At 64.5% G+C, this 25,691-nt stretch carries 26 protein-coding genes and 2 pseudogenes; 17 read left to right on the top strand and 11 right to left on the bottom strand.

The window, feature by feature from the left end; all coding sequences use genetic code 11:
- Nucleotides 1-327: 327 nt before the first annotated feature.
- A complete protein-coding gene (locus tag ACYCUK_RS04160) occupies nucleotides 328-1,143 on the top strand; it encodes a GntR family transcriptional regulator (RefSeq protein ID WP_461593572.1) in 816 nt (271 codons plus the stop codon).
- A gap of 35 nt (nucleotides 1,144-1,178) precedes the next feature.
- Here the strand turns inward: ACYCUK_RS04160 and ACYCUK_RS04165 are convergent, their stop codons facing one another.
- The 3 genes from ACYCUK_RS04165 to ACYCUK_RS04175 all read right to left on the bottom strand — a co-directional run bounded on the left by ACYCUK_RS04165 (nucleotide 1,179) and on the right by ACYCUK_RS04175 (nucleotide 2,822).
- Nucleotides 1,179-1,334 (bottom strand): hypothetical protein, encoded by a 156-nt coding sequence (locus ACYCUK_RS04165; RefSeq protein WP_461593573.1) that lies wholly within the window; start codon nucleotides 1,332-1,334, stop codon nucleotides 1,179-1,181.
- A gap of 52 nt (nucleotides 1,335-1,386) precedes the next feature.
- On the bottom strand, nucleotides 1,387-1,578 hold the full coding sequence (locus ACYCUK_RS04170; protein ID WP_461593574.1) for a gamma-glutamyltransferase: 192 nt from the start codon (nucleotides 1,576-1,578) through the stop codon (nucleotides 1,387-1,389).
- A gap of 491 nt (nucleotides 1,579-2,069) precedes the next feature.
- Nucleotides 2,070-2,822, bottom strand: a complete 753-nt coding sequence (locus ACYCUK_RS04175) for a GntR family transcriptional regulator (RefSeq protein ID WP_461593575.1) — start codon at nucleotides 2,820-2,822, stop codon at nucleotides 2,070-2,072.
- 181 nt (nucleotides 2,823-3,003) lie between these two features.
- Here ACYCUK_RS04175 and ACYCUK_RS04180 point away from each other — a divergent pair, with 181 nt between their 5' ends.
- From ACYCUK_RS04180 to ACYCUK_RS04215, 8 genes are all read left to right on the top strand, one after another.
- Nucleotides 3,004-3,285 carry a flagellar biosynthesis protein FlgA gene (locus ACYCUK_RS04180; RefSeq protein WP_461593576.1) on the top strand — a complete coding sequence of 94 codons (282 nt, stop codon included), beginning with the start codon at nucleotides 3,004-3,006 and terminating at the stop codon, nucleotides 3,283-3,285.
- 133 nt (nucleotides 3,286-3,418) lie between these two features.
- On the top strand, nucleotides 3,419-4,594 hold the full coding sequence (locus ACYCUK_RS04185) for a UxaA family hydrolase (protein ID WP_461593577.1): 1,176 nt from the start codon (nucleotides 3,419-3,421) through the stop codon (nucleotides 4,592-4,594).
- Between the two features lie 168 nt (nucleotides 4,595-4,762).
- Complete coding sequence (locus tag ACYCUK_RS04190; RefSeq protein ID WP_461593578.1) at nucleotides 4,763-5,767, top strand: ABC transporter substrate-binding protein; 1,005 nt, start codon at nucleotides 4,763-4,765, stop codon at nucleotides 5,765-5,767.
- An 87-nt stretch (nucleotides 5,768-5,854) separates the two neighbouring features.
- Nucleotides 5,855-6,646: an ABC transporter ATP-binding protein gene (locus tag ACYCUK_RS04195; RefSeq protein ID WP_461593613.1), complete on the top strand. Its 792-nt coding sequence runs from the start codon at nucleotides 5,855-5,857 to the stop codon at nucleotides 6,644-6,646.
- Entirely contained in the window at nucleotides 6,639-7,517 is an 879-nt protein-coding gene (locus ACYCUK_RS04200; protein ID WP_461593579.1) for an ABC transporter permease, read from the top strand. Before ACYCUK_RS04195 ends, ACYCUK_RS04200 begins: the two co-directional genes overlap by 8 nt.
- A 45-nt stretch (nucleotides 7,518-7,562) precedes the next feature.
- Entirely contained in the window at nucleotides 7,563-8,498 is a 936-nt protein-coding gene (locus ACYCUK_RS04205) for a hydroxyacid dehydrogenase (RefSeq protein WP_461593580.1), read from the top strand.
- Nucleotides 8,499-8,525: 27 nt separating this feature from the next.
- On the top strand, nucleotides 8,526-9,530 hold the full coding sequence (locus tag ACYCUK_RS04210; RefSeq protein ID WP_461593581.1) for an Ldh family oxidoreductase: 1,005 nt from the start codon (nucleotides 8,526-8,528) through the stop codon (nucleotides 9,528-9,530).
- Nucleotides 9,531-9,630: 100 nt separating this feature from the next.
- Nucleotides 9,631-10,380 carry a sulfite exporter TauE/SafE family protein gene (locus ACYCUK_RS04215; protein WP_461593582.1) on the top strand — a complete coding sequence of 250 codons (750 nt, stop codon included), beginning with the start codon at nucleotides 9,631-9,633 and terminating at the stop codon, nucleotides 10,378-10,380.
- A gap of 271 nt (nucleotides 10,381-10,651) precedes the next feature.
- Here the strand turns inward: ACYCUK_RS04215 and ACYCUK_RS04220 are convergent, their stop codons facing one another.
- The 6 genes from ACYCUK_RS04220 to ACYCUK_RS04245 are packed head-to-tail and all read right to left on the bottom strand — an operon-like array spanning nucleotide 10,652 to nucleotide 15,358.
- Nucleotides 10,652-12,403: an L-aspartate oxidase gene (locus ACYCUK_RS04220; protein WP_461593583.1), complete on the bottom strand. Its 1,752-nt coding sequence runs from the start codon at nucleotides 12,401-12,403 to the stop codon at nucleotides 10,652-10,654.
- Nucleotides 12,404-12,416: 13 nt separating this feature from the next.
- Nucleotides 12,417-13,031: a fumarate hydratase C-terminal domain-containing protein gene (locus ACYCUK_RS04225; protein WP_461593584.1), complete on the bottom strand. Its 615-nt coding sequence runs from the start codon at nucleotides 13,029-13,031 to the stop codon at nucleotides 12,417-12,419.
- A gap of 2 nt (nucleotides 13,032-13,033) precedes the next feature.
- Nucleotides 13,034-13,909 (bottom strand): fumarate hydratase, encoded by an 876-nt coding sequence (locus tag ACYCUK_RS04230; RefSeq protein WP_461593585.1) that lies wholly within the window; start codon nucleotides 13,907-13,909, stop codon nucleotides 13,034-13,036.
- 32 nt (nucleotides 13,910-13,941) lie between these two features.
- The gene (sdhC, locus tag ACYCUK_RS04235; RefSeq protein ID WP_461593586.1) at nucleotides 13,942-14,298 is read right to left on the bottom strand and encodes a succinate dehydrogenase, cytochrome b556 subunit; all 357 of its coding nucleotides are present in this window, start codon (nucleotides 14,296-14,298) and stop codon (nucleotides 13,942-13,944) included.
- A complete protein-coding gene (locus tag ACYCUK_RS04240; RefSeq protein ID WP_461593587.1) occupies nucleotides 14,298-14,636 on the bottom strand; it encodes a succinate dehydrogenase in 339 nt (112 codons plus the stop codon). The genes sdhC and ACYCUK_RS04240 overlap by 1 nt, the downstream gene beginning before the upstream one ends.
- Nucleotides 14,633-15,358 (bottom strand): succinate dehydrogenase/fumarate reductase iron-sulfur subunit, encoded by a 726-nt coding sequence (locus ACYCUK_RS04245; RefSeq protein WP_461593588.1) that lies wholly within the window; start codon nucleotides 15,356-15,358, stop codon nucleotides 14,633-14,635. Before ACYCUK_RS04245 ends, ACYCUK_RS04240 begins: the two co-directional genes overlap by 4 nt.
- A 196-nt stretch (nucleotides 15,359-15,554) precedes the next feature.
- Between ACYCUK_RS04245 and ACYCUK_RS04250 the strand changes: the two genes are divergently transcribed.
- Nucleotides 15,555-16,451: a LysR family transcriptional regulator gene (locus tag ACYCUK_RS04250; protein WP_461593589.1), complete on the top strand. Its 897-nt coding sequence runs from the start codon at nucleotides 15,555-15,557 to the stop codon at nucleotides 16,449-16,451.
- A 256-nt stretch (nucleotides 16,452-16,707) separates the two neighbouring features.
- On the opposite strand, the pseudogene ACYCUK_RS04255 reads toward ACYCUK_RS04250, so the two are convergent.
- Nucleotides 16,708-17,611, bottom strand: a pseudogene (locus ACYCUK_RS04255) (GlxA family transcriptional regulator).
- A gap of 163 nt (nucleotides 17,612-17,774) precedes the next feature.
- On the opposite strand from ACYCUK_RS04255, the pseudogene ACYCUK_RS04260 reads away from it, so the two are divergent.
- From ACYCUK_RS04260 to ACYCUK_RS04280, 5 genes and pseudogenes are all read left to right on the top strand, one after another.
- A pseudogene (locus tag ACYCUK_RS04260) lies at nucleotides 17,775-18,301 on the top strand (IS630 family transposase); the annotation flags it as partial.
- A 115-nt stretch (nucleotides 18,302-18,416) separates the two neighbouring features.
- Entirely contained in the window at nucleotides 18,417-18,995 is a 579-nt protein-coding gene (locus ACYCUK_RS04265) for a ferritin-like domain-containing protein (RefSeq protein ID WP_461593590.1), read from the top strand.
- A gap of 56 nt (nucleotides 18,996-19,051) precedes the next feature.
- Nucleotides 19,052-19,792 (top strand): RNA polymerase sigma factor, encoded by a 741-nt coding sequence (locus ACYCUK_RS04270; RefSeq protein ID WP_461593591.1) that lies wholly within the window; start codon nucleotides 19,052-19,054, stop codon nucleotides 19,790-19,792.
- Nucleotides 19,789-20,556, top strand: coding sequence for an anti-sigma factor (locus tag ACYCUK_RS04275; protein WP_461593592.1), 768 nt, complete (start codon nucleotides 19,789-19,791; stop codon nucleotides 20,554-20,556). Before ACYCUK_RS04270 ends, ACYCUK_RS04275 begins: the two co-directional genes overlap by 4 nt.
- Before the next feature lie 97 nt (nucleotides 20,557-20,653).
- On the top strand, nucleotides 20,654-21,043 hold the full coding sequence (locus ACYCUK_RS04280) for an HIT family protein (protein ID WP_461593614.1): 390 nt from the start codon (nucleotides 20,654-20,656) through the stop codon (nucleotides 21,041-21,043).
- A 17-nt stretch (nucleotides 21,044-21,060) separates the two neighbouring features.
- On the opposite strand, the gene hemN is transcribed toward ACYCUK_RS04280, so the two are convergent.
- On the bottom strand, nucleotides 21,061-22,458 hold the full coding sequence (gene hemN, locus ACYCUK_RS04285; RefSeq protein ID WP_461593593.1) for an oxygen-independent coproporphyrinogen III oxidase: 1,398 nt from the start codon (nucleotides 22,456-22,458) through the stop codon (nucleotides 21,061-21,063).
- Between the two features lie 176 nt (nucleotides 22,459-22,634).
- Between hemN and ACYCUK_RS04290 the strand changes: the two genes are divergently transcribed.
- Together ACYCUK_RS04290 and ACYCUK_RS04295 are read left to right on the top strand one after the other, a co-directional pair.
- The gene (locus tag ACYCUK_RS04290; RefSeq protein WP_461593594.1) at nucleotides 22,635-24,521 is read left to right on the top strand and encodes a potassium transporter Kup; all 1,887 of its coding nucleotides are present in this window, start codon (nucleotides 22,635-22,637) and stop codon (nucleotides 24,519-24,521) included.
- Nucleotides 24,522-24,672: 151 nt separating this feature from the next.
- Entirely contained in the window at nucleotides 24,673-25,632 is a 960-nt protein-coding gene (locus ACYCUK_RS04295) for an AAA family ATPase (RefSeq protein WP_461593595.1), read from the top strand.
- Nucleotides 25,633-25,691: the final 59 nt, after the last annotated feature.

Below are 25,691 nucleotides of genomic sequence, written 5' to 3' on the forward strand. Positions count from 1 at the left end.
GAATCCGTGCTTACGCACCCCATCGCGCGCGCGATGGGGAAAGCCAGTTCCGTGCTCGCGGACTGTCCGGCTTGGTCGTGGTTGGCGTCTCTGCAGGAGACAAGGCTGCACACGCGGGCATGTTCCCCACCGCGGCGAACCTGCTGCTCGATTGCCTGACCAGGATGAGACCGCAAGAGGCCGCGGTACGAGACAATACTTTGACTTGTTGGCAACGCCGTACCCATCCAATTTGAATTAGCTGTACTTGTATGCATACATTGACATACTTTTTATGGTGTGTCAATTGATGGTCGCACCAACGTCTTCTAGGGAGATCTCGCATTTATGCCGCACTCAACCGCCGCCGCACGCCGAGCGAAGACATCAACGACAGCGCAGGGAATCGACGTAGGCGCGCTCCAACGCGATAGCGCTCATGCGCTCTACGAGCAGATCGCCGATCGTCTTCGCGACTACATCGCATCGCATAACCAGCTAGGCATGCAGTTGCAGACCGATGACGCCCTCATGCAGCGCTATTCGGTGAGCCGTTCCACGGTACGCAAGGCGGTGCAGCGCTTGGTGGATGAAGGGGTCCTTTTCAGAAGGCGGGGCAAGGGCACCTTTGTCTCGCAGCCGGTTCCAAAAATTGTTCACTCGCTAGATCGCCTAGCCCCCTTTTTCGAGACGTTTCGTCAAGTCGGCGCCGACCTGCATACTGAAGTCATCGATTTCTTTTGGGAAGAATCACCGGACTTGCCACCTGAACTCGATGCTTGGGAAAGGCCGGTGTTCACCTTTCTGAGGCTGTACCGATCACGGGGCATTCCGCATGCGTTGACGCGAGTCAGAGTGCCATGCGAGATTGGTCGCCACCTCAGCCGCGCGGACTTCGAGTCGACGCCGATCTACGAAGTGCTTCAGTCCAAGCTTGGTTTGCAGGTGACAAAGGCAGACAATCTGGTGAGCTGCCAACAGCCATCAGCAAGTATCAGCCGGCTCTTAGGCCTGTCGCAAAGCAGCTTCCTACTCGTCCTCGACCGAATCTCGCGAGATAAGTCCGGGGCGCCCATCGAGATGACGACGCATTTTCTGCGTCCTGATGTCTACCAATTGAGCGTTTCGCTGACGACCGGCGTGCCCCATCACAAAGGCCCGTGACATTTCTAACGCATCGGCCTCTGCGGGTTCAGCACCTATTTTCTGGATGCAATATCCCACCGCTTGGCCGTCGCGGCGGGTTCGCCAAGGCTCCAGACGAACAGGCCGGAGCCGAAATCCTGGTAGCTGTCCGCCGCCGCCTGCATCTGGTGGCCCAGGTCCGCAAGCCCCTGCGGCAGCACGGACGACATCGCTGTCTCGACCTCGACGTTCAGCCCGGCGACGATGCGCCAACGCGGCGCGTCACATGCTGCCTGCGTGGTTCTGGCCCCAGGCCAGCATGCGTGCGAAGGCCTGTACATGACCTTGCGGCTGCATGCTGGCGCCCATGACCCCGAAGGCCATCACGGCCAGATCCCCCTTCGTCACAAAACCGGGGATGATGGTGTGGAACGGACGCCTGCCCGGTGCGACCACATTGGGTCCGGGCTGCAACGAAAAGGCGTGGCCGCGGTTCTGTAATGAGATCCCCCAGAGCGTCGCGACTCATGGCGCCCCCATAGGCGGCAGAGTGTCGCGCCAGCGCCTCTGCGATCTCCCCGCGATAGAAGGCTTCCCCGCGGCTCACGCCAATGGCTGCAGTGCGCGCGCCGCTGCAGGAAACCGCCAAGTTTCGCCGATCTCGGGGGCACGGCCATCGGGCATGAAGGCTGCGGCAAAGCCCGACTGTGCGGCGAGTTCATCGACCGACGCGGCCCTCTCTTTTGCGCGACCACCGACACGGCGAAATCATCCCGGGCGTAACCGACGGCAGGCTGCATCAGGTCGATGAACGGCAGCCGGCCGAAACGCTCAGACAACGCGGCCCGGCCAGCAACATGCGTAACCCGGCCGGCGCCGCCAGAGGCTGTGAGGTGGCCATCACTCTTTACGCGCGAACACCGGCTGCCGGATTGACGGATTACGGCGGCCGTTGCCGCCATGGGCTAGAGCTGGTCACCGATCAGGTCGACGGCGTATTCGTAACGATCGGTGTTGACGTAAGAGTGGCGCAATTCGACCGGTCTGTCCTTGAATGAATGGGCCACGCGCACCACCAACAGAAGCGGGTGTCCCGTTGGCACCCGCAACAGCCGCGCCTTGCCGGAATCCGCCTTGGTCGCGCGAACGCGGTCTGCGGTCCGGATCACACTGATGCCGGCCTGTTCCTGGTAGAGCTGGTAGATGGTGGAGCGACGCTCACGCAGCGTGCGCTCGGTCAGGGTCTTGAACAGCGCGGCGGGCACGATGATTTGATCCAGGATGACTGGGTCGCCCTGCAGGCTGAGCCTGTTGGTGAAGCACAGGACTTTGTCGCCGACACCGATGCCCAGGGCGGCGGCCGTTTTCGCGTCGGCCTGACGCCTGTCGAACTCAACGAGTTCGACGGTCGGGAATTCGCGATGCCCATCCTGGCGCACGATATGGAAAAACGAAAAAAAGTACCGTCCTCGACCATGCGAGGCGACAAAGGTTCCGCGCCCCTGGTGGCGGATCAGCATGTTTTCCGCGGTGAGCTCGTCGACCGCCTTGCGCACCGTGCCGATGCTCACGGAGAAGCGCTCGCCGAGCTTTTTTTCCGAGGGGATGACCTCGCCAGGCTTCCACTCCCCGGTGCGCAGCGATTCGGTGATCTTGTGCTTCACCTCTTTGTACAGGTGTGTGCCCGGAGACATTCCCGTTGAGATTTCGTCTGTCATCGCGACTCGTTCGTTTTGTGCTGGGTGGCAAGGCCGGGCACGCCATGGCCCGAAACATTTGGTTCTATTTTACCCGGGAATACATCTAGGTCATCTAGTTGACTTAGATGATATGCGTGCGTATGCTGGCATGAAGTAGTGTGGGCACGAGCCCGAGGCGCATACATCCCAAGGAGACAGAATGATTCACTTCGTACTGCACGATTCCAAGGATTCCGTTGCCGTCGTCGTCGTTGAGGGCGTCAAGGCAGGCATGGAGCTCAATGGCTGGATCATGGATGAAGACCGCATGACCAGCGTCAAGGCGACACAAGACATCCCGATCGGCCACAAGATCGCGCTCAAGGACATGGCCACGGGCGACACCGTATGGAAGTACGCCGTCGATATCGGCAAAGTTGTCGCGCCGATCCATGCCGGCGAGCACGCCCATGTTCAGAACATCAAGACCAAGCGCTGGTAAGTAGCTGCCGCGCGCGCCGTGCCGAGTCGACTTGCACGCCGACGCGGCCTAAAGGGGATAACGCTTCGATTGACACATTGTGCCAATCTCTTCGATGTTCCCGGAACTTCTGACCAGCCCTAGAGGAAACCCAATGCCAACCATTTCCAAAGACACCACGATCCTGGGTTATCGCCGTGAAAACGGCCGGGTAGGTGTACGCAACCACGTCATCATCCTTCCCCTGGACGACCTGTCCAATGCCGCCGCCGAGGCCGTGGCCCACAACATCAAGGGCACGATGGCGATTCCCCACCCATACGGCCGTTTGCAGTTCGGCGCCGACCTGGACCTGCATTTCCGCACGCTGATCGGCACAGGATGCAACCCCAACGTCGCGGCCGTGGTGGTCATCGGCATTGAGGACAGCTGGGCGAAGAAGGTGGTCGACGGTATTGCCACCACGGGCAAACCGGTGGTTGGCTTCGGCATCGAAGGCCACGGCGATCACGACACCATCAAGCGCGCCAGCCAGGCCGCGCGCGAGTATGTGCAATGGGCCAGCGAGAAACAGCGCGAGCACTGCCCATTGAGCGAACTGTGGGTGTCGACCAAATGCGGCGAAAGCGACACCACCTCGGGCTGTGGCGCCAACCCGACCGTGGGCAACGCCTTCGACAAGCTCTACGCGTTGGGCAACACTCTGGTGTTCGGCGAAACCTCCGAGATTACTGGCGGCGAGAGCATCGTGGCGGCGCGTTGCGCCAACGATCAGGTGCGCGAGCGCTTCATGTTCATGTTCAACCGTTACCAGGACATGATCAACCGGCATAAGACGAGCGATCTGTCGGATAGCCAGCCGACCAAAGGAAATATTGCCGGCGGGCTAACGACGATCGAGGAAAAGGCGCTGGGCAACATCCAGAAAATCGGCAAGCAATGCTGCGTTGACGGAGTGCTCGACAAAGCCGAGGTGCCGACCCATTCGGGGCTGTGGTTCATGGATTCATCGTCAGCCGCGGCCGAGATGGTCACACTGTGCGCCGCTTCGGGCTACGTGGCGCATTTATTCCCGACAGGCCAAGGCAACGTGATCGGCAACCCGATCCTGCCGGTGATCAAGCTATGCGCCAACCCGCGCACGGTGCGCTTGATGAACGAGCATATCGACGTCGATGTCTCCGGGCTGTTGCAGCGCGAGATCAATCTCGACCAGGCTGGCGACAAGGCGCTGGAGTGCCTTCTGCGCACGGCCAACGGACGCCTGACCGCGGCCGAGGCGCTGGGCCACCGCGAATTCGTGTTGACCCGTCTGTACGAAAGCGCATGAACGCGTCGATCATTGCCGCTGGCAATCACTAGGAGGTTGTGCCCGGCGCGGACCATTCGTCGCGCTGGGGTTTAACCAGCGCCAGCACCGGGAGACTGTGAAGGCGCGCAACGGGGAGCGATGCCCACATCGCCCAACATCATCGCCTGACATTCATGAGGAGACACCATGAAAAAGCATCTGATTGGAGCCACACTACTGGCCGCAGTCCTGCTGGCCACTTCCACTGCAGCGAGCGCCGAGGTTAACGAGATATCAGTTGCACGCGAATTCGGCATCAGCTATTTGCCGCTGATCGTCATGCAGGAGCAGAACCTAATCCAGAAGCAAGCTGCTGCTCGAGGCATCAAGGACTTGAAGGTCAAGTGGGTGCAGTTCGCTGGAGGCAACGTGATGAACACAGCGCTTCTGTCGGATAGCCTGCAGTTCGCCTCCGGCGGTGTGGCGCCGATGGTCATTGCCTGGGCTCGTACCCGCGACAACTACAGGATTAAAGGTGTAGCCGCGCTCAATTCCATGCCGTTGTACCTGAACACCTCCGATCCGAATGTCAAGTCCATCAAGGATTTCACGAGCAAGGACAAGATCGCGTTGCCGGCAGTCAAAGTCTCGATCCAGGCCGTGACACTGCAAATGGCAGCCGAGCAAATTTTTGGCCCTGGCCAGGAACACAAGCTCGACGCGCTCACAGTATCGATGAGTCACCCTGCTGCGATGGCGGCGCTGGCCAGCGGGGCAATCACTGCGCACTTTGGCGCGCCTCCGTTCCAGTACCAGGAACTGACGATGCCTGGTGTCCACACGATACTGAACTCGTACACGGTCCTCGGCGGGCCAGCGTCGTTCAACCTGGTGTGGACTACGTCCAAGTTTTACAAAGAAAACCCAAAGATCTACGCCGCGTTCTATGCCGCTCTTGAGCAAGCGATCAGTGAGATCAACCATGACAAGAAATGGGCTGCCGAGCAGTATCTGAAATCGACCCACGACACCAAGGACAAGGTCGGGTTCATCCTGAACATGCTGCAGAACCCGCAGATGGACTACACGACCACGCCCCAGCACGTGATGAAATATGTGCGATTCATGCACAAAGTCGGGACTATCAAGGCTGTTCCGCAATCGTGGAAGGATCTGTTCTTCCCGAATGTGGACAACCTTCCCGGCAGCTGAGCCGCTGCAGGGCTTGCTTTTGCTTCGACTGATTCCGGCAGCGTTTCCTGTGCCTGAGGAGTTTGTGTAGTGACCATGAATCCATCGATGAGTCCGAACCCGCAGGTGCTGCTGGACGTGCGGGGGGTGACGCTGCAATACAAGACTCAAAGCCACCTTGTAACTGCGACCTACAGGGTCGATTTCCAGGTCCACAAGTCCGATCGCTACATCGTGCTCGGGCCTTCGGGCTGCGGCAAGTCCACCCTGCTCAAGGCCATCGGGGGGTTTCTCACGCCCTCGGAGGGGGAAATCATGCTGAAGGGTGTGGCGATCTCCAAACCGGGCTACGACCGCATGATGGTTTTCCAGGAGTTTGACCAACTCCTGCCTTGGAAGACTGTCAAGCAGAACGTCATGTTTCCGCTGCTGTCATCTGGAAAATGGAAAGGGCGCGCAGCCGAAGACAAGGCGATGTTCTACCTGGAGAAGGTCGGCCTGATGAAGTTCGCCAACCACTATCCCCACATGCTGTCCGGAGGCATGAAACAGCGCGTTGCCATCGCCCGCGGCATGGCGATGGAACCCGACGTGCTGCTCATGGATGAGCCGTACGCCGCCCTGGACGCTCTGACACGGCGCAAGATGCAGGACGAACTCCTGCAGTTGTGGGACGACACCCATTTCACCGTCATTTTCGTCACCCACTCGATTCCCGAGGCGATCAAACTCGGCAACCGCATCCTGCTGCTGTCCCCACACCCGGGCCAAGTCCGCGCCGAACTCGAGGGTCGCTCGCGCGACAGCACCGACCGCGAGGAAGCAGGCTGCCTCGAAGCGAAGATCAACGACCTGCTCTTCGTGGGCGAGAACATGAACCAGGAGGTGCAGCATGCCTGATAGCGACAGTCTGCAACCGCCGCGTCCCGAGATCCATCGGGATCCCACCGATTCGGCGAGTTTCGGTGTCGTCGAAAAACCTCTGTCACGTCTCGAGGCCTGCTACAACAGCAGCACCGTGCGCAAGACCGTCATTATGATTTTTCTGGCGATCGCATGGCAGATCGGTGCGCATCTGATCAACAACAGCCTGCTGTTTCCGACTTTCTCGTCGACCATTCTCGCCTTCGTCAAGGGCATCGCCAGCGGCGAACTGTTGGTCAAGATCTGGACCTCTCTCCAGACCTTGCTCATCGGCTATACGCTAGGCGTAGCCTTCGCCGCGGCGCTGACCGCCTTGGCAGTGACCACGCGTGTGGGCGCTGATTTTCTCGAAACCTTGACGGCGATGTTCAACCCGTTGCCGGCCATCGCACTGCTGCCGATTGCGCTGATCTGGTTCGGCCTAGGGAATGGCAGTTTGATTTTCGTGCTGGTGCACTCGGTGGTCTGGGCGGTGGCGCTGAACACACAGTCAGGTTTTCTGTCGGTGTCCAACACGCTGCGCATGGTCGGGCGCAATTACGGGCTCAGGGGCTTTCCGTACATCGCCAAGATCCTGATTCCAGCGGCGTTCCCCAGCATTCTCACAGGGCTGAAAGTGGGCTGGGCCTTTGCTTGGCGCACGTTGATCGCCTCCGAGCTGGTGTTCGGCGTCAGCTCCGGCTCGGGTGGCCTGGGTTGGTATATCTACGAAAACAGTAACGTTTTGCAGATCTCTAAGGTGTTCGCCGGGCTGCTGACCATCATCATCATCGGATTGATCGTCGAAAACCTCATTTTCCGCACCATCGAGCGCCACACTGTCCGCAAGTGGGGCATGCAGGCGTGAACAGCGCGCGACCGTTGGTCCTGTCCTGACCGAGAAACAAGCCCGATGAGAATCGTCGTCAGCGAATTCATGGATCAGCAGGCCGTTGCGAAGCTGCGTACCCGCTTCGGGGTCGCCTACGCGCCGCAGCTGGTCGACGACCGCGCCGCGCTGTTGTCGCAGTTGCACTCGGCCGACGCTTTGATCGTACGCAATCGCACTCGGGTCGATGCCGAACTGCTGGCGGCGGCGCCGCAGTTGCGCGTGGTCGGCCGGCTCGGCGTCGGTCTGGACAACATCGATCTGACGGCCTGCGCCGCGCGCGACATCCAGGTCATTCCCGCCTCCGGCGCCAATGCGCAGGCGGTGGCCGAATACGTGATTGCTACGGCCATGCTGCTGCTGCGCGGCGCCTATCTGTCCAGCGCCGAGGTGGCCGCCGGCGCCTGGCCGCGCGCGCACCTGTCCGAAGGACGCGAAATCGCCGGCAAGACCCTTGGTCTGGTCGGCTTCGGCGACATCGGGCGCTGCACGGCGCGCCTGGCCGTTGCGCTGGGCATGCGTGTGCTGGCCCACGACCCGATGGTCGAGCTCCATTCCCCGATGTGGGCGCAGACCGGCGCAGCGCGGCGCGAACTCGACGCGCTGCTGGCCGAATCCGACGTCGTCAGCCTGCACGTTCCGCTGACCCCGCAGACCCACAACCTGATCGACGCCGGAAAACTGGCGCTGATGCGCTCCGGGGCGGTGCTGGTGAACACCGCGCGTGGCGGCGTGATCGACGAACAGGCCCTGGCCGCGGCACTGCGCAGCGGCCAGCTCGGCGGCGCCGCGCTCGACGTGTTCGAGCACGAGCCGCTGGCCGCAGGCTCGCCACTGGCCGGCCTTCGCAACCTGATTCTCACGCCGCACGTGGCCGGTGTCACGCGCGAATCCAACGCCCGCGTCAGCACGATGATCGCCGAAAAGGTCGGCGATTTCCTGCAGGCCCTCGCCACTTGAGCGGCCGTCATCTCAAACCTCCCACCCATGCCTCATATCGCGCTGTCCGCCCTGACCGATCTCGTCGCCACGGCATTGCGCCGGGCCGGGGCCTCGCCAGCCATGGCGCAGTCCACCGCCCAGGCGCTGGTTGCGGCCGAGTCCCAGGGGCTGCCGTCGCACGGTCTATCGCGCGTGGCGCAGTACACCGCGCATCTGCGCAACGGCCGCGTCAACGGCATCGCCGTGCCGAAGGTGATCCATGCCAAGAGCGCAGCCTGCCTTGTCGACGCCGACGACGGCCTGGCGTTTCCCGCCTGTGCGCTGGCGGTGCGGGAAGCCATCGCCCGCGCGCGGGTCTGCGGCGCGGCTTTCGCCGGGGTCGCGCGCAGCCACCACTTCGGCGTCGCCGCCGAACACCTGGGCCCGGTCAGCAGCGCCGGCATGGTCGGGCTGGCCTTCGGCAACTCACCAGCGGCGATGCCAGCCTGGGGCGGCCGGCGTGCGCTGTTCGGCACCAACCCGATCGCCGCCGTGTTTCCGCGCCGCAAGGCGGCGCCGCTGGTCATCGACCTGTCACTGTCCGAGGTCGCTCGCGGCAAACTGATGGTGGCGGCCAAGGATGGGCGCAGCATTCCGCTGGGCTGGGCCGTGGACCGCGAAGGTCGGCCAACCACCGACCCGAAGGCCGGACTCGAGGGCTCGATGCTGCCGGCCGGCGGGGTCAAGGGAGCGATGCTGGCGCTGATCGTCGAGCTGCTGTGTTGCGCACTGACCGGCGCGTCGTTCGGCTTCGAGGCCGATTCGTTTTTCACCGACGCCGGCAACCGGCCGCGCATCGGCCAGGCCTTCATCGTCATCGACCCGGGCGCGCTCGCCGGCAACGACGTGTTCGACGAACGGCTGGAAACCCTGGTCGCAGCGATGTGCCAGGACCCCGAGGTCAGGCTACCGGGGCAGCGCCGTTTCGAACTGGCCGAGAAGGCACGGGCGGACGGCATCGAGGTCGCCGTGCCCCTGTACGAGCAGCTGCAGGCGCTGGCACGCGGGTGAAGCAACCGCTGCCCATGCCCGCAAGGCGAAGGGCCATGCCCCGGCGGCACCGCAACGAGAGCCCGGCCAAGCGCGGCTTGCCGCCCACGGCAGCACGCGCATGGTGATCGACCTGCCGTTTCCGTGGGTTACGCTGCTCAGCGCGACCCTGATCATCGCGCTGGCCTACGCCATCTACGGGCTGACCGGCTTCGGCTCGTCGATCACTGCGGTACCGCTGCTGACGCATTTTCTGCCGCTGCGATCGGTGGTGCCGATGATGTTGATCTTCGACCTCAGCGCCGGCATCGTGCTGGGACTGCGCAACCACAGCGCCGTGGCGCGCGACGAGCTGCTGCGCATCATTCCGTTCATGGTCGCCGGCATGCTGATCGGCGTCACGCTGCTTGTGCGCGCGCCGCAAAGACCGCTGCTCATCACGCTGGGCTGCTTCATTCTGGCCTACGCGGCGTGGAGCCTGGTGTTCCGGGTGCGGCAGCGGCCAATTTCGGTGGCGTGGGCAGCACCATTGGCCTTGCTCGGCGGGTTGTTCACGGCGCTGTTCGGAACGGGCGGCCCCATCTACGTTGCCTACCTGGCGCGCCGCCTGCCCGACGTGCGCGCGCTGCGTGCAACGATCAGCGCCCTGATTTTCTTCAGCGGCCTCGCGCGACTCGTCCTTTTCACATCGGTGGGACTGTACAAGCAACCGCATGTGCTGCAACTTGCGCTCGTCCTGCTGCCCGTCGTGATGGGCGGTCTGTACCTGGGCAGCCACCTGAGCCGCAAGCTGCCGGCACATCGGATCGTGCAGGCGGTATGGGCGATCCTGATCGCCGGCGGCACGAGTCTGATCTGGCACAACCTCTAGCGAAGCCAATCCCGGCAAGCATGTCTGCACGCCGTGCTCAAGGACGTTGCAGCGGCACAGTCGGGCGATCGCCGGCGCCAGGGCTGCGGCACAGGCCATCAACCCGCGCGCGCCGAGCAGGCCGGGCGCGTCGCCAAGCACGTCAACGCAGCTGCCGGTCTCCAACACCAGCAGCGCGCCTGCGGCGAACGATCTCCGCAGCATGGCGCGGCGTCGATCGCGCAACCCAGAAAGTCCAGTGCCTGCATCATGGCGTCCCGGGTTGCCGAGATCACGCCGCGGCCAACTTCGCCTGCACCGGGCCGATGTCAACCAGGATGGTCTGCCCGGGGTGGACGCGGGAGAACACCACGGGGTCGTGCGACACGGCAACCCGCTCGCCATCCTGGCGCGCGACGCTGTAGGCCGACGTGGCGAGTTCGCCGGCATCCGGAAAGTCCTCGCGAAAATGCGCGCCGCGCGAATTCTCCCGGCTGGCTGCCGCCGCAGCAATCACGCGGCTGACCGCGATCAGGTTGCGCAGGTTCAGCCAGTCGTGCCAGCTCAGGTTGTAGGCACGCTCACCGTCCGCCACGCCGACCGCGGCCAGTTCGCCTTCCAGTTCGGCCAGCCGGGCCTGGGCCCGCGCCAGTCCGTTCGCGTCGCGCAGAATGCCGACGTCTTCCCACATGCAGCCGTATAGCGCCTCGCGAATCGCATTGAGGTCACCTGGCTTTTGCGTAAACGGGGCTTCGTGCGCGGCGATGCTGCGCTGGATCGCCCCCAGATCCGGCTCGCGGCGGCCCGGGTTGCCCCGGACCCACAGCGCCATGGTTTCGCCGGCAATGCCGCCGAAGACTGTCGAATTGGCCACGCCGTTGCCGCCCAGGCGGTTGGCGCCATGCACCCCGCCGGTGTCCTCGCCGGCGGCGAATAGCCCGTGCAGTTCGGTGGTGCAGTCCGGGCGGAACACCACGCCACCCATCATGTAGTGCGCGGTGGGCACGACCTCGACCTTGCCGCCGGCCAAGTCGAACCCGCAGTCGGCACAGCGCTCGACCATGCCCTTGAACTGCTGCCTGACCTGGTCCGCGCCGAGGTGGGACATCTGGATGTACACGCCGCCATTGGGCGAGGTGCGCCCGGCACGCATCTCGGCGAAGATGCCGCGCGACACGATGTCGCGCGTGGCGCGCTCGCCGCGCGGGTCGTAGTTGTGCATGAAGCGCTCACCCCGGCCGTTGAGCAGCCAGCCTCCCGCGCCGCGCAGCCCCTCCTCGAGCACGGTACCCGTCATGCGCGTGTGCGCGCCCGCCAGCAGTCCGGTGGGGTGAAACTGCACCATTTCCATGTCGCGCAGCGCCAGCCCGGCGCGTAGCGCCATGGCCAGACCGTCGCAGCTCTTGTCACCCGACGGCGTGTTGAACTTGTACATGGTCGGCCCGCCGCCGGTTGCCAGCAGCACCGCGCCGGCGCGCACGAACACGAACCCGCCGCTGCGCATGTCGATCATCAGCACGCCGGCCAGCGCCCTGCCGTCGGGCGTGCGCACGAGTTCGATGGCGCGGTGCTCCTCGAGCCGGCCGATGCCGCGCGCCCAGACCTGCTCGGCCAGGCGATTGATGATCTCGATCCCGGTCAGGTCGCCCTTGTGCACCGTGCGGTCGAAGGTCTGCCCGGCAAAGGCCTTCTGGTGCACGGTGCCGTCCGGGTTGCGGTCGAAAAAGCAGCCGAGTTCGTTTTCAAGCTCGTGGATGCGCTCCACCGCCTTGGTCACCAGGGTCCAGGCCAGATCCTGGTTGGACAGCCACTTGCCTCCCTCGATGGTGTCCATGAAGTGCCGCTCGACCGAGTCGCCCTCGGCGAGCGCAACGTTGTAGCCGCCCTGCACCATGCGCGTGCAGCCACACTTGCCCAGCAGGCCCTTGACCGCGATCGTGATCGACAGTCGAGGGTCGGCTTGGTGCGCATGCAGCGCTGCGAACAGCCCGGCACCACCCGAGCCGAGGATCAGGATATCGGTGTCGATCCGCTTCAAGTCCATGTGCGCGTTGGCCTCACGCCGTTCTCACGCCAAGCCCGGCCAGCACGCGAGCGCGGCGTTCCTGCACGTCGCGCTTCACGTCGTCGTACAGGCTGTTGCCGTGGCTGTCCATCGCCACGAGCAGCGGCCCGAAATCGCGGATGCGGAACTTCCACAACGATTCCGGGTTCAGGTCGTCGAGGTCGACGTCCTCGATCTGCTCGATCCAGGTGCTCTCCAGCGCCGCCGCACCGCCGACGATGGCCAGATACACGCCACCGAGTTTGGCGAAGGCCTCGAGCGAGTCGGTGCGCAGCCCGCCTTTGCCGACGATCATGCGCACGCCATACTGCCGCATCAGCGGCCAGGTGAAGCGTTCCATGCGGTCCGAGGTCGTCGTGCCAACGCACACCGGCGCGTAACCCGCCGGGAACTCGGGGCTCGTCGCGACCCGGCGCACGTTCGGCGCGGTGTGGATCACGGCGTGCCCACGCAGATCGAAGCGGGTCGTGCGCCCGCGGTCGAACATGTGGATCTGGGTCGCATCGCGGATGCCGAACAGCGTGGACTGCAGGGTCACCGTGTCGCCCGCGAGCAGCGCGCGTACCTGCGCCTCGCTGACCGGGGTGTTCAGTGCGTGGTGGGCCATGGTCAGAATCCGTAGTGAACGCCAGTCGGGGTGAAGCTGGCCCGGGCGCGGCGTGCGGAATGGCACTGCATGTTCACGGCGATCGGGTTCATCGTGATGTGCGTGGCCGCCAGTTCGATGTGCACGGCAAAGGCGGTCGAATCGCCCCCGAGTCCCTGCGGCCCAACCCCGAGCTGGTTGACCGCATGCGACAGCTCATCCTCGAGGAGAGCGCCGTCGGGGTCGTCGCAGCGGGTACCCAGCGGCCGCGTGGCAGCGCGTTTGGCCAGCGCAACGCACAGATCCGACGTGCCGCCCAGACCGACGCCAACGATGGTCGGCGGACAGGTCTTGCCACCGGCGGCGATCACGCAGTCGACGACGAAGGTCTTGATGGCGTCGATGCCCTCGGCGGGGATCGCCATTTTCAGAAATGAGTTGTTTTCCGAGCCGCTCCCCTTCGGGATCATCTCGATGTCAAGAAAGTCCGTCGTATCGACGAAATCGATGTGGATCACCGGCACCTCAATGCCGCAGGAGGTGTGCTCGTTGCGGCGTGTCAGCGGGTGCACCACCGACGAACGCAACGGGTACTCGCGCGTGGCGCGCTCGCAGCCGCGCCGGATCGCCGCCTTCAGCGCATGGCCATCGAACTCGACGCCGCTGCCGATGCGCAGGTTGTAGATCGGCACCCCTGTGTCCTGGCACAGCAAGTTGTCGGTGCGCTCAGCGACCTCGATGTTCGTCACCATGGTCCTGAGCACGCCTTGCGCGCGCGGCACGCTTTCGCTGCCGACGAGTCGCTCAAAGCCTTGTTTGATGTCGGGCGGCAGCACCTTGAGCGCGCGTATGTAAAGCTCGCGCGCCGCGTCCTCGATGGCTTGCAGGTCGATGTTCATGCGGGATTCCTCGATAGGTCTGCTCGACGCGCTCAGCCGAGCAGGGCCAGCGCGAAGGCCACGCCCACGGCAGCAGCCGCACCCAGCGCCACCGCGATCCAGTCCTGACGCAGGCCGGACCAAGGGGCGAACTCGATGAGCAACAAGCGGATGCCGCCGGTCATGTGCAGCGCCAGCAGCATCACCAGACCCCACTCGGCGAAGCGGAACAACGGCTGGTCGGCCAGGCTCAGGAAGCCCTGCAGCACCGCCGCGCCGTGCAGCGCCTGGCCCAGGGCCCAGAAATGCAGCGGCAGGAACAACGCCAGCAGCAGGCCCGAGACCCGGTGCAGCCAGAAGGCCCAGTACGCCGGGTGGTTGCGGGCCCGAAAGTCGTTGCGGCGCTTCATTACAGCACCACACCATAGACCGCGCGCAGCCCTGCCACCAGGACCAGCAGGCCGAAGGCCCCGCCCAGCAGCATGGCCTTCGCGCCGCGCCACGCCAGCCATTCCTCGGCGATGCGGGCCATGCCGACGGGCACGTGCGCCGCGCAGGCCAGCACGAACAGCGCGTAGAAGCCGCCGAACCACGCGTTGTCGTGCAGGCGCCCGAGGATGGCGGCCGCGCTCAGACCCGCGTGTACCGCGTAGATGATGGTGCCCAGGTGGATCAGCACCAGCGGCCCCAGCACCGCGGCGCTGACGCGCTGCCACAGCCACAGCCGCACCTGCATGCGCGTGTTCATCGCCGGCCCAGGGAGCTGCTGCCCAGCGCAAGGCGCTTGAGCCCGGCGATACCGGCGGTCGGCGCGATCGATTTCGGGCAGCGCTGGGTGCAAGAGCCCTGGGTGTGGCAAGCGTGGCAGCCGCTGTCGCCCGAGGTCGCCTGCACCCGCTCGTCACGCAGTACGTCGCGCACGTCGTTCACGAGGGTCCAGGCACGGTTCAGCGCCGCCGGCCCCAGGAACTCGGGTCGCCAGCTGACCACGTCGCACGATGCGTAGCACACGCCGCAGCCGATGCACTCGATGCCGGCATCGGCGGCGCGGCGCTCGCGACTGGCAGGATCGACGCGAGCGAACGCGTCGGAGCGAGTCCTGCTGCCCTGGAAGCGGCCCATCGCGCGCGCCCACTTGTCGAAAAATTCCCGCATGTCGGTGACCAGATCCTTGATCACCGGCAGGTTCGACAACGGGGCGATCTCCAGTTCCCCGCCGCGCTCGACCTTGGCCACATGTGTGCGGCAGGTCCAGCGCGCCACGCCGTTGACGGTCATTGCGCACGAGCCGCACATGCCCACGCGGCAGGCGTAGCGATAGCTCAAGCTGGGGTCGAGCTGGCGCTGAATATAGGTGACGACGTCGAGCACCGTTTGGCTTTCCAGCCTCGGGACGTCGTAGCTGGCGAAACTGCCGTGTTCCTTGCCACGCCAGATCGATACATGAAGGTGGGAATTTTTGTCCGCCATGAGTTTCAAGCGATGGGTCGACAGCGTCTCAATGTGTGCCTATTGTGGCCAGTCGCTTTAAAAAAGAAAAGCGAACCTTTGTTTCGTCGAGGACAAGAAAAACTTTAATATTGCGGATGGATGCTCGTGAAAGCCGCTTCTGCCGCCAAAGCCATGGCAACTGCGCAACGTCAAATCAATCCGAAGCAACCGCCCTATGTCCTCGATCCGCAGCTTCAAGACTTTTCTGGCCGTCGTTCGGCATGGCAGCTTTACCGCGGCAGGAAGGGAAGTCGGCCTGACCTCGGCCGCGGTCGGATTGCAGATGCGAGCGCTTGAGCAAAGCCTTGAGCAGGTGCTGTTTGACCGCGGTCCGCGCTCGGTCGTGCTGAACACGGCGGGCCGGTCCATGGCGCCGCAAATCGAACAACTGGTGTTGCTCTACGACTCCCTGGTGGCCGAGGCCGACCAAGATGCGTTGTCGGGCACTGTCGTCGTCGGCGCGTTGATCTCGGCGCTGATGGGAGCGTTCGCTGATGCGCTGCGCGCGGTCAGGCGGCAGCATCCTCGGTTGAAGGTCAAGATCTTGGCCGGCCTTTCCAGCGATTTTGCAGATCGCGTCGAACGCGGCGAACTCGACGCCGCAGTGGTGACGAAGCCACCCCGTCCGCTGGCTTCCAGCCTACGCTGGACACCTCTGTACACCGAGGCCATGGTGCTGATCGTTCCACGCCGCGCGCAGTTCAAATTGCCAGACGAACCGCTGGACATGCTTCGCCAAGCACCCTTCATTCGCTTCGACCGACACACGTGGACCGGCCATCTGGTGAACGAGGTCTTGCACCGCTGCGACGTATCGACGTCGGACGAGATGGAGTTGAATTCGGTCGAGGCGATGATTGAAATCGTGCGCCAAGGCTTCGGGGTCTCGATCGTTCCGCGCCTGGCCAACGTCAACTGGGCAACCGACCGCTCGTTGCGTGTGATCACGTTGCCGGGGGTCAACGTTCAACGCCATGTAGGTCTGATCGAGCGTGCCAGCCACACCCGCATGCGCTTTACCGACGCCATCAAGCAACACCATTACACAGCAGTTGATGCCAGGAAAACATGAGACCTTGACCAAATTTGCCAGCGACAGGGCGGTATAGCGCCCGACATTCGCTAAAAATTCAATATTCGGTGAACGGCCATGCCGAAAATTCAGAATTGAATGAAGCGCCAGTTCAAAATTGCAACGATCGACATTCGATAAGTCACTGATCAGTGTGCTCAGAGCGAGTTCAAAGTTGGATGAAACCCGACAATCGCGTTGCGCACGCTCCCGGCTCCTTCGCGCACTGGGCTTTCAGAAGCCTCTCCGCTTGATTTCAGGACAACTGGCCAAAACGTCCGCGGCAGTCCTGCGACGCCGCGGCCAGCAGGCGCAGGAAGCTGCGCCACAGTGTTTCCTTCGAGCCGAACCCGCATCGCTGCGCGATCCGCTTGATCGGCAGATTCGACTCCGACAGCAGCCGCCGCGCTTCCTCCACCCGCAGCCGCTCCACGGCTCGGGCGGGCGTCAACCCAATGGCATCGTGATAGTGCCGGCTGAAGCTGCGCGCGCTCATCGCGGCCTGATCGGCCAGGACCGGCAGCGAGAGGTCACGGTCCAGATGCGCGCTGATCCACGCGTGCAGTGCGCCGAACTTGTCATCCGCCACCTGCAGTGACAGCGCCGTACTGAACTGCGCCTGCCCTCCCGGTCGCTTCAGAAACACCACCAGGTAACGCGCCACGGCCAGCGCCACGTCACGGCCGAGATCCTCTTCCACCAGAGCGAGCGCGAGATCGATGCTGGCGGTCACGCCAGCCGAGGCCCAGACCGCGCCATCGCGCACGAAGATCGGATCGGGCTCGACGCGCACGCTGGGGAAGCGCCGCGCCAGCTCGGCGCAGAACGACCCGTGGGTCGTCGCGCGGCGGCCGTCCAGCGCGCCGGAAGCCGCGAGCAGGAATGCCCCGGTGCAGACGGAGGCCACGCGCCCTCGCACCCAATCCACCAGCACCGTGTCCGCGGCGGCTGCATCGACTCCTGGACCACCGGCGATCACCAGCGTGTCGAGCGGCGACAGCGCATCCGTCGCGAGTTCGAGCCCGCTCGAGGCGGTGACGCACGCCCCATTCCTGGCCACGACCCGGAGCGCGTAGGGCGGCGCTCGCCCCGCCTGGACGAAGGTCGTTGGCCGTCGCGAAGACCTGCATGGGCCCCGTGAGATCGAGCAGGCGCGGCAATCGAGCGCCGGCATCACGGAGCGGCGTGAGGAGACGGCCGCCGCATCGCGGCCTGGCTCGGTGTCGTGGTGTCGACGACACCATGATGGTGAAGGTCTGGGTCCAGACGCGATCAGCGCCGGAACGCGACGACGGAAGCCCTTGCGGCGGCAAAAAAACGCCCATCTTCTGGGACGAGTCGGGCTTTCGTGCCGACACGGTGCATGGCAAGACCTGGGGGCTGCGCGGCCACACCCCCATCGTGCAGCGCCCCGGACAGCGCCAGTCCATCAGTGCCGCCTCGGCAGTCAACGCCAACGGGGCCTTCTGGTTCTGTACCGATGAGGGCGCACTCACCGCCGCGCTCTTCGTCGATCTGCTCCAAAGCATGATGCAGGATCGGCACAGGCCGGTGCATCTGGTGGTGGATGGCTTGCCGGCGCACAAGACGGCGCTGGTGAAGCCGTACGTCGCCTCCACCGAAGGCCGCCTGACCCTCTGCAGGTTTTGCCCGGCTATGCGCCGGACTTGAACCCCGACGAGCTGGTCTGGAGCCATGTCAAGCGCACGGGCACGGCACGGCGCCCTTTGCGCCAGGGCGAAAAACTCCGCGACAAGATCGAGGAGCAACTCGCCAAGCTGCAGCAGATGCCCCACTTGATCCGCGCATTCTTCAGGGCTCCTTCTGTCGCCTCTATTCTCGACGGCTGAGTAAGCGCTGCCGATGGGGCAGCATGAATCCAAGTTCCGTATCTCGGCGTAGTGGTTTGCAAGGTCGCGCATCGGCACGGCCTGTTCGTTCAACCACTTTGCCAAGGACATGATCATGGATACCAACGCCCGTATGGATTCACCCGCACTCGACCGCCGCACCTGGTTCAAGAAAGGCGGCCTGTTCGTCGCCGGCCTCACCGCTGCCAGCGGCCTGGCGTTGCCGGCCCGCAGCTTCGCCGCGTCGATGTCCAACGAAGATGACATCAAAATGCTGAACGTCGCTCTGGGCCTGGAATACCAGGCGATCGCCGCCTATCAGGTGGGCGCCGAATCGGGCCTGCTGCAAAAGCCGGTTTTGGCTGTGGCGGTGGAATTCCAGGGCCAGCACAAGGCGCACGCCGGCGTGCTGGAAAGCACGATCAACAAGCTCGGCGGCACGCCGGTGATGTCGATGAAACCAGCGGCTTACAACTTTCCGACCGACAAGCTGAAGAACCAGGCCGACGTGTTGCGCTTTGCCGCCGGACTGGAAAAGGGCGCTGCCAGCGCCTATCTCGGCACGGTTCCGCAGTTCCACAACCGCGACCTGGCCAAGGCTGCCGCCAGCATCATGGGTGACGAAACCATGCACTGGGCCATCCTGCTCAACGCCCTGGGCGAGAACCCGGTTCCGGCGGCGTTCATCGCCTGATGGAACGCTGGACTGACGCCGGTCAATCGCAAGCCCACGCTTTCACTGGATTCGTCATGACTGGTTTCAGTCCGGCTGCGCAAGCGCAAGCCCTCCCATTAAGATGCGGTAACGCCCCCGCGCCGGGGCGGCTGCCGCGGCCATCGGGCCTGTTGCAGCTGCGGCTTGAGGCGCGGTGGCGGATGCGCTTGTTCCGCTCTGGTGTGCTGCGCCAGCCGCACACCGCCCGACCTTCTCCGATGCCCGATCTGGAAAAACTCCTGGCCTACACCGCGCTGGCCGACCAGCAGGCTTTCGCCGCGCTGTACGAAGCCACACGCCGCCGCGGCTGGGCCATCTGCCTGCGCCTGTTGCGCGATCCGGCGCAAGCCGAGGACGCCATGCAGGAAGCTTATGTGAAGATCTGGCATCAAGCCGCCAGCTACCGCCCGACGCAAGGTGCGGCCGAAGTCTGGCTGGCCACCGTGGTGCGCAACACCTGCCTCGACAAGCTGCGCGCCAAAGGGCGCGAACCCGTGGAGAGCCTCGACGCCATGGAAGTGCCGCTGGACCCGGCCGACACCGCGCCCGGGCCGGAGCAGTTGCTGGAGCGCAGCATGTCGCATGGCTCGCTCCAGCGTTGCTTCGATGAACTCAAACCGCAGCAGCGCGAATTGTTGACCCACTCGTATGTGATGGGCATGTCGCATGGCGAACTTGCCAAGCTCAGCGGCATGGCCCTGGGCACCGTCAAGACCATCATTCGCCGCGCCATCCTCGCCCTGCGCGCATGCCTCGGGGAGGGTGCCGGGTCATGACGCGCTACCACCAACCCGAACTCTGCAACCGGCTGGCGAGCGATTACCTCACCGGCGGCATGAGCCCGGCCGCGCGGCGGCGCTTCGAGGCGCTGCTGCAAACCGAACCCACGCTCGCGCAAGCCCTGCAGACTTGGCGCCAGCGGCTCGACGACGGCCTGCTCCGCCAGGAACCGCCGGCACGTGCCTGGGACGGCATACTTGCCCGCGTTCAACCTGGCACCGGCACACCAGTGCCGCAGCGGTTGGAAAAGGGCTGGGCCAAACGCACCTGGATGGGCCTGACGCTGGGCTTCGGCGTGCTGACGGCATCGCTCATGGTGTCGCTGGTCATGCTGCTGCAGCAACCCGGCCCGGGAGCACCATCGGCGGCGCAAATGGCCGCCGTGCTCAAGGGCCCCGAGGGTCACAGCGCCGTGCTCACCGTGCACGGCAGCCGCCTCGTGCTCACGGCGGTGGGTCCGGTGGCCACGCCCGGCAACAAGTCGTTCGAACTGTGGATGCTGCCCAAGCAAGGCAAGCCTCAAGCCGTGGGCCTGGTGCAGCTCCGCTCCTCCGACACGCTGCAACTACCCGCACCCGCGCTGCTGGCCCTGTCCCAGGCCAAGGGCTTCGCCATCAGCGTCGAGCCTGCCGGTGGCTCGCCCACCGGGCAACCCACCGGACCCATCACCTATGTGGGCGATGTCGTGGCGATGACCCGGCTGCAACCCGGCCAGGTGCATCTGGCCCCGGGCCAGGGCGGCGGTGATTTCTACGAATAAGCCGACCGTGGCGCAGGGGCCGGTCGCAGACGCATTGACGCCGGGGTGCCCGCTTTGCACCGAGCCCGGCGGCTTGCTGGTGTGGAGCGGCGACTGGATGCGGCTGATCCGCGCTGACGATGCGCTGCATCCGGCTTTTTACCGTCTGGTCTGGCAACACCATGCCCGCGAATTCACCGACCTGACCCCCTTGCAGCGCAGCACCTGCATGGACGCGCTGGCGCTGGTGGAGCAGGGTCTGCGCACGCATCTGGCGCCCGACAAGATCAACCTCGCCAGCCTGGGCAACGTCGTGCCGCACCTGCACTGGCATGTGATCGCCCGCTGGGGCTGGGACGCGCATTGGCCGCAGCCGGTGTGGGCCGCAGCCCAGCGCACGCCGGCGGATGAGCGCTTGGCCGCCGTGCGAACCCACCTGCCGGCCCTGGATGCGAGCCTGCGCGCGGCATTGCACGCACGCTTCGGCTCGCGCGCGCAGGCGGCTTGACCGGCGGCGCGACGGCGTCAAATCACCCGCGAATAGCGTGGTGCCTGCAGCAGGGCCGCAGCGTCGTGCAGGTGATGATCGAACTGCATGGCGATGATGCGCACCAGCAGCCGGCCTTGCGGCGTGACCCGCAGCTTGAGCCCCTCGCGCTGGAGCAAGCCGGCTTGCTCCAGCGGCTGCAGGCGCCGCAGGTCGGCAGAGAAATAGCTCGCGGCATCGTCCACGCCGTGGCGCTGCGCCAAGGCCTGCAGGTCGAGGGCGAAATCGCACATCAGGCGCTGGATGGCGTCGCGGCGCAACAGGTCGTCGGCGCTCAAGCTGAGGCCGCGCTCCACCGGCAGCTCGCCGACGGCGAGCGCCGCGCCATAGGCCTCCAAGGTCTTGACGCTTTGGATGTACTGACGCCCGAGTTTGGAGATGCCCGAGACGCCAAAGGCCAGCAAGTCCAGATCGGCCTGGGTGGAATAGCCCTGGAAATTGCGCTGGAGCTTGCTCTGCTCCTGCGCGCGGGCGAGTTCGTCGTCGGGCAGGGCGAAATGGTCCATGCCGATATAGACGTAACCGGCATGCGCCAGACGGCGGATGGCCAGGCCCAGCAGCACGAGCTTGGCTTGCGGCTCGGGCAGGTCGGCGGCGTGGATGCGGCGCTGCGGGGTGAAGCGCTGGGGCAGATGGGCATAGCTGTAGAGCGCGACGCGGTCGGGCCGCAACGTGATGACTTGCTCCAGCGTGGCGGCGAAGTTGAAGGCGTTCTGCCTGGGCAAGCCGTAGATCAGGTCGACGCTGATGGACGCAAAACCGTTGGCGCGCGCGGCGACGATGACGTCCCGGGTTTCCTCGAAACTCTGAATGCGGTTGACCGCCTGTTGCACGGCGGGGTCGAAGTCCTGGATGCCCACGCTCATGCGGTTGAAGCCCAGCGCCGCGAGATGCGCCACGCGCGCGGCACTGACCTTGCGCGGATCGATTTCGATGGAGTATTCGCCGCCGGGTTGCAGGTCGAAGTGGCGCCGCGTCATGTCCATCAGGCGCTCGGCCTCGGCGTCCGACAAGAAGGTGGGCGTGCCGCCCCCCCAGTGCAATTGCGTCACGGGCAAACGCGCGCCCAGCAGGCCGGCCACCAAGCCCATTTCCTGCTCGACCTGGTCGAGGTAGGGGCTGCTGCGCGCATGGTTTTTGGTGGGAATCTTGTTGCAGCCGCAGTAGTAGCACAGGGTTTCGCAAAACGGGATGTGCACGTAGAGCGACAGCGGCGTGACCGTATCGCAGCCGCGTTCGCGCAGCGAGGCGGCGTAGCCGGCTGCGCTGAAATCCGGGCGAAAACGGTCGGCCGTGGGGTAGGAGGTGTAGCGCGGACCGGCCACGTCGAAGCGGCGGATCAACTCGGGCTGGAAATCGAGATTGGCGGGCATCATGAGTCGGATGATGGCGGCACGCCGACGGCGTGGTTTTGATGTGGCGCAAAAAAGAGTGTGGGTGGCGCCCTGGCAACAGGGGGAATGCGAGCGATGCTGCAGCGCAAAACAGCCCTAAGATGGCAGTCCCTTCATTCGGGCCCGCAGTGCGAGCAGTCGCCTGCGGCGCGCAAACCATGCAAAACACCGAAACACAACACAAGGGATCGATGACCGCCCTCAGTCTGGGCGCCCTGGGGGTGGTGTATGGCGACATCGGCACGAGTCCGCTGTACGCCTTCAAAGAAGCCTTCAACCCAGCGCACGACCTGGGCTACAGCATCCCCAACATCTACGGCGTGTTGTCGCTCATTTTCTGGGCGCTGACCATCATCGTCACCGTCAAGTACGTCATGCTGGCGCTGCGCGCCGACAACAACGGCGAAGGTGGCATCCTGGCGCTGATGGCCCTGGTCATGCGGCGCTACGCGCCGCGCACCCGTGGCCGCACCATCGCCGTGGCGCTGGGCCTGATCGGCGCGTCGATGTTCTATGGCGACAGCATCATCACCCCGGCCATCTCGGTGCTCTCGGCCATCGAGGGCACGGCAGTGGCCACGCCGCTGCTGCAGGATGCCGTGGTGCCCATCACCGTGCTCATTCTCATCGGCCTGTTCCTGGTGCAAAAGCGCGGCACCGCGCTGGTGGGCTCCTACTTCGGACCGGTCATGGTGGTGTGGTTCGGCGTGCTGGGCGTGCTGGGCTTGCTTCAAATCGTGCAAAACCCCGCCGTGCTGCTGGCGCTCAACCCCTGGTGGGGCATGGATATGTTCATCCGCGAACCGGGGCTGGCATTGTTCCTGCTGGGCGCGGTGTTCCTCACTCTGACCGGCGGCGAGGCGCTGTACGCCGACATGGGCCATTTTGGCCGCGAACCCATCCGCTGGGCCTGGCTGGGCGTGGTGATGCCAGGCTTGTTGCTGAACTACTTCGGTCAGGGCGCGCTGGTGCTGGCACGGCCCGAAACGGTGAAGAACCCGTTCTTCTACCTGGCGCCCGACTGGGCGTTGTGGCCGCTGGTCATCCTGGCGGCCATGGCCACGGTCATTGCCTCGCAGGCGGTGATCTCGGGCGCCTATTCCATGACCACGCAGGCCATCAAACTCGGCTATCTGCCGCGCATGAAAGTGCTGTTCACCAACGCGAGCAACCAGGGGCAAATCTATGTGCCCTTCATCAACTGGATGATGCTCATCTTCGTGGTGATTCTGGTGCTGACCTTCCGCAGCTCCGACAACCTGGCGGCCGCCTACGGCATCGCCGTGAACATCACCATGCTCACCACCACCGTGTTCCTGTGGATGGTGGCGCCCAAGCGCTGGGCGTGGAGCTCTCGGCGCGCCAATGTCGTGTTCGTTCCGCTGGCGCTGGTGGAGTTGCTGTTCCTGGCTTCCAACTCACTGAAAATCGACCACGGCGGCTGGTTCCCGCTGGTGTTCGGCGCCTCGGTTTACGTCATGCTGTCCACCTGGAAGCGCGGCCGCACCTTGCTCAAGCGGCAGTTGCAGGAACATGCGCTGAACCTGAAGGACTTCGTCCACAGCCTGTCCACCTACCCGCCCACGCGGGTGGAAGGCACGGCCATCTATCTCACGCCCGATGTCAACACCGTGCCGCATGCGCTGCTGCACAACCTCAAGCACAACAAGGTGCTGCATGAGCGCGTGTTCTTCCTGTCGGCGCAGGTCGCCGATGTGCCGCATGTGCTGCCCGAGCAAGCCATTCAGCTCACGCCGATGGAGGAGGGCATCTACCTGCTGCATGTGGACTTCGGCTTCAAGGACGAGCCTGACATTCAGCGCCTGCTGAAAAACTGCGAACGCCTCTTCGGGCTGGAATTCCACCTGATGGAAACCTCGTTCTTCCTCGCGCGCCAGACCATCGTTCCGTCCAAGATTCCAGGCATGGCGCCGTGGCGCGAGGTGCTGTTCTCGTGGATGAGCCGCAACGCGCAGGATGCATCCGACTATTTCCGCATCCCCCCCAACCGGGTTGTCGAACTCGGCACGCAGATCGAGATCTAGGGCCAGCCCCGCACCCATGTTTGGGCCAAAGTGTGCAAAAGTTCACGCCATTGGCCCTCAGCCACGGCGAGCAGACTTGCTTGGCGGTCTCGGTCTGGCATGATTGGTGCATGGCCTTGCATGGGCTCTGTGTTTGCCGAGGAGGTGCATCATGATTGCCGTGGCTGCCTACAAGTCGGTTTATGCGGTGGACGAGGTCGAGCGCAAGCTCAAAGGCCTGCCGCCCGAGGCGCATGAACAGTTGCGCCACACCTATGCGCGCATGATCGAAGCTGGCGGCCAGCGCCTGGCGATCAAGCCGGCCGAGCTGCCCGACATGGACACGCTGCATCACGAACTGCCCAACTTCACCGAGCCGCTGGAAGACATCCGCCGCTCCGTCGCGCTCGCAGCCGACAGCCGCGACGCCATCGAGGTCACGCCCATGCTGCTGCTGGGCGAACCGGGCATCGGCAAAACCCATTTCGCGCGCCGCGTCGCCCAGCTGCTGGGCACCACCTGGGCACTCGCGCCCATGAATGCGCTCACCGCCGGGTGGATCCTGTCGGGCTCGTCCTCGCAGTGGAAAGGCGCGCGCCCCGGCAAGGTGTTCGAGACCCTGGTGCAGGGCGATTTCGCCAACCCGGTGGTGGTCATCGACGAGATCGACAAGGCCGCGGGCGGGGCGCAGTACGACCCGCTAGGTGCGCTCTACAGCCTGCTGGAATTCGACACGGCGCAGCACTTCACCGACGAATTCGCCGAAGTGCCGATCGACTGCAGCGCCGTGGTCTGGGTGGCCACCGCCAATGACGCCGCCGGCATTCCCGAGCCCCTGCTCAACCGGCTCAATGTCTATGAAATCGACCCGCCTGACGAAGCCGGGCTGCGCAGCATCGCCGAGCGCCTGTACAGCAGCATCCGCAACAGCCATGACTGGGGCGCCGCCTTCCCGGAAACCCTGAGTCCTGACGCGCTCGACTTGCTGACGCAATGCAAGCCACGCGAAATGCGTCGCCTCATCACCGGCGCCTTCGGCGCCGCCAAGCTCGCCGGGCGTCGCGAGGTGCTGGCGCAGGATTTGACGCCGCACCAGGCCAGCAAGCGAGGACGCATCGGCTTCGTGCAGTGACGTCGACTTGACCATGCCCTATTGTGGCGTGGCGCGTCTTTGCCTCCACTCCAAGGTCG

The organism is Thiomonas sp., from assembly GCF_054608695.1.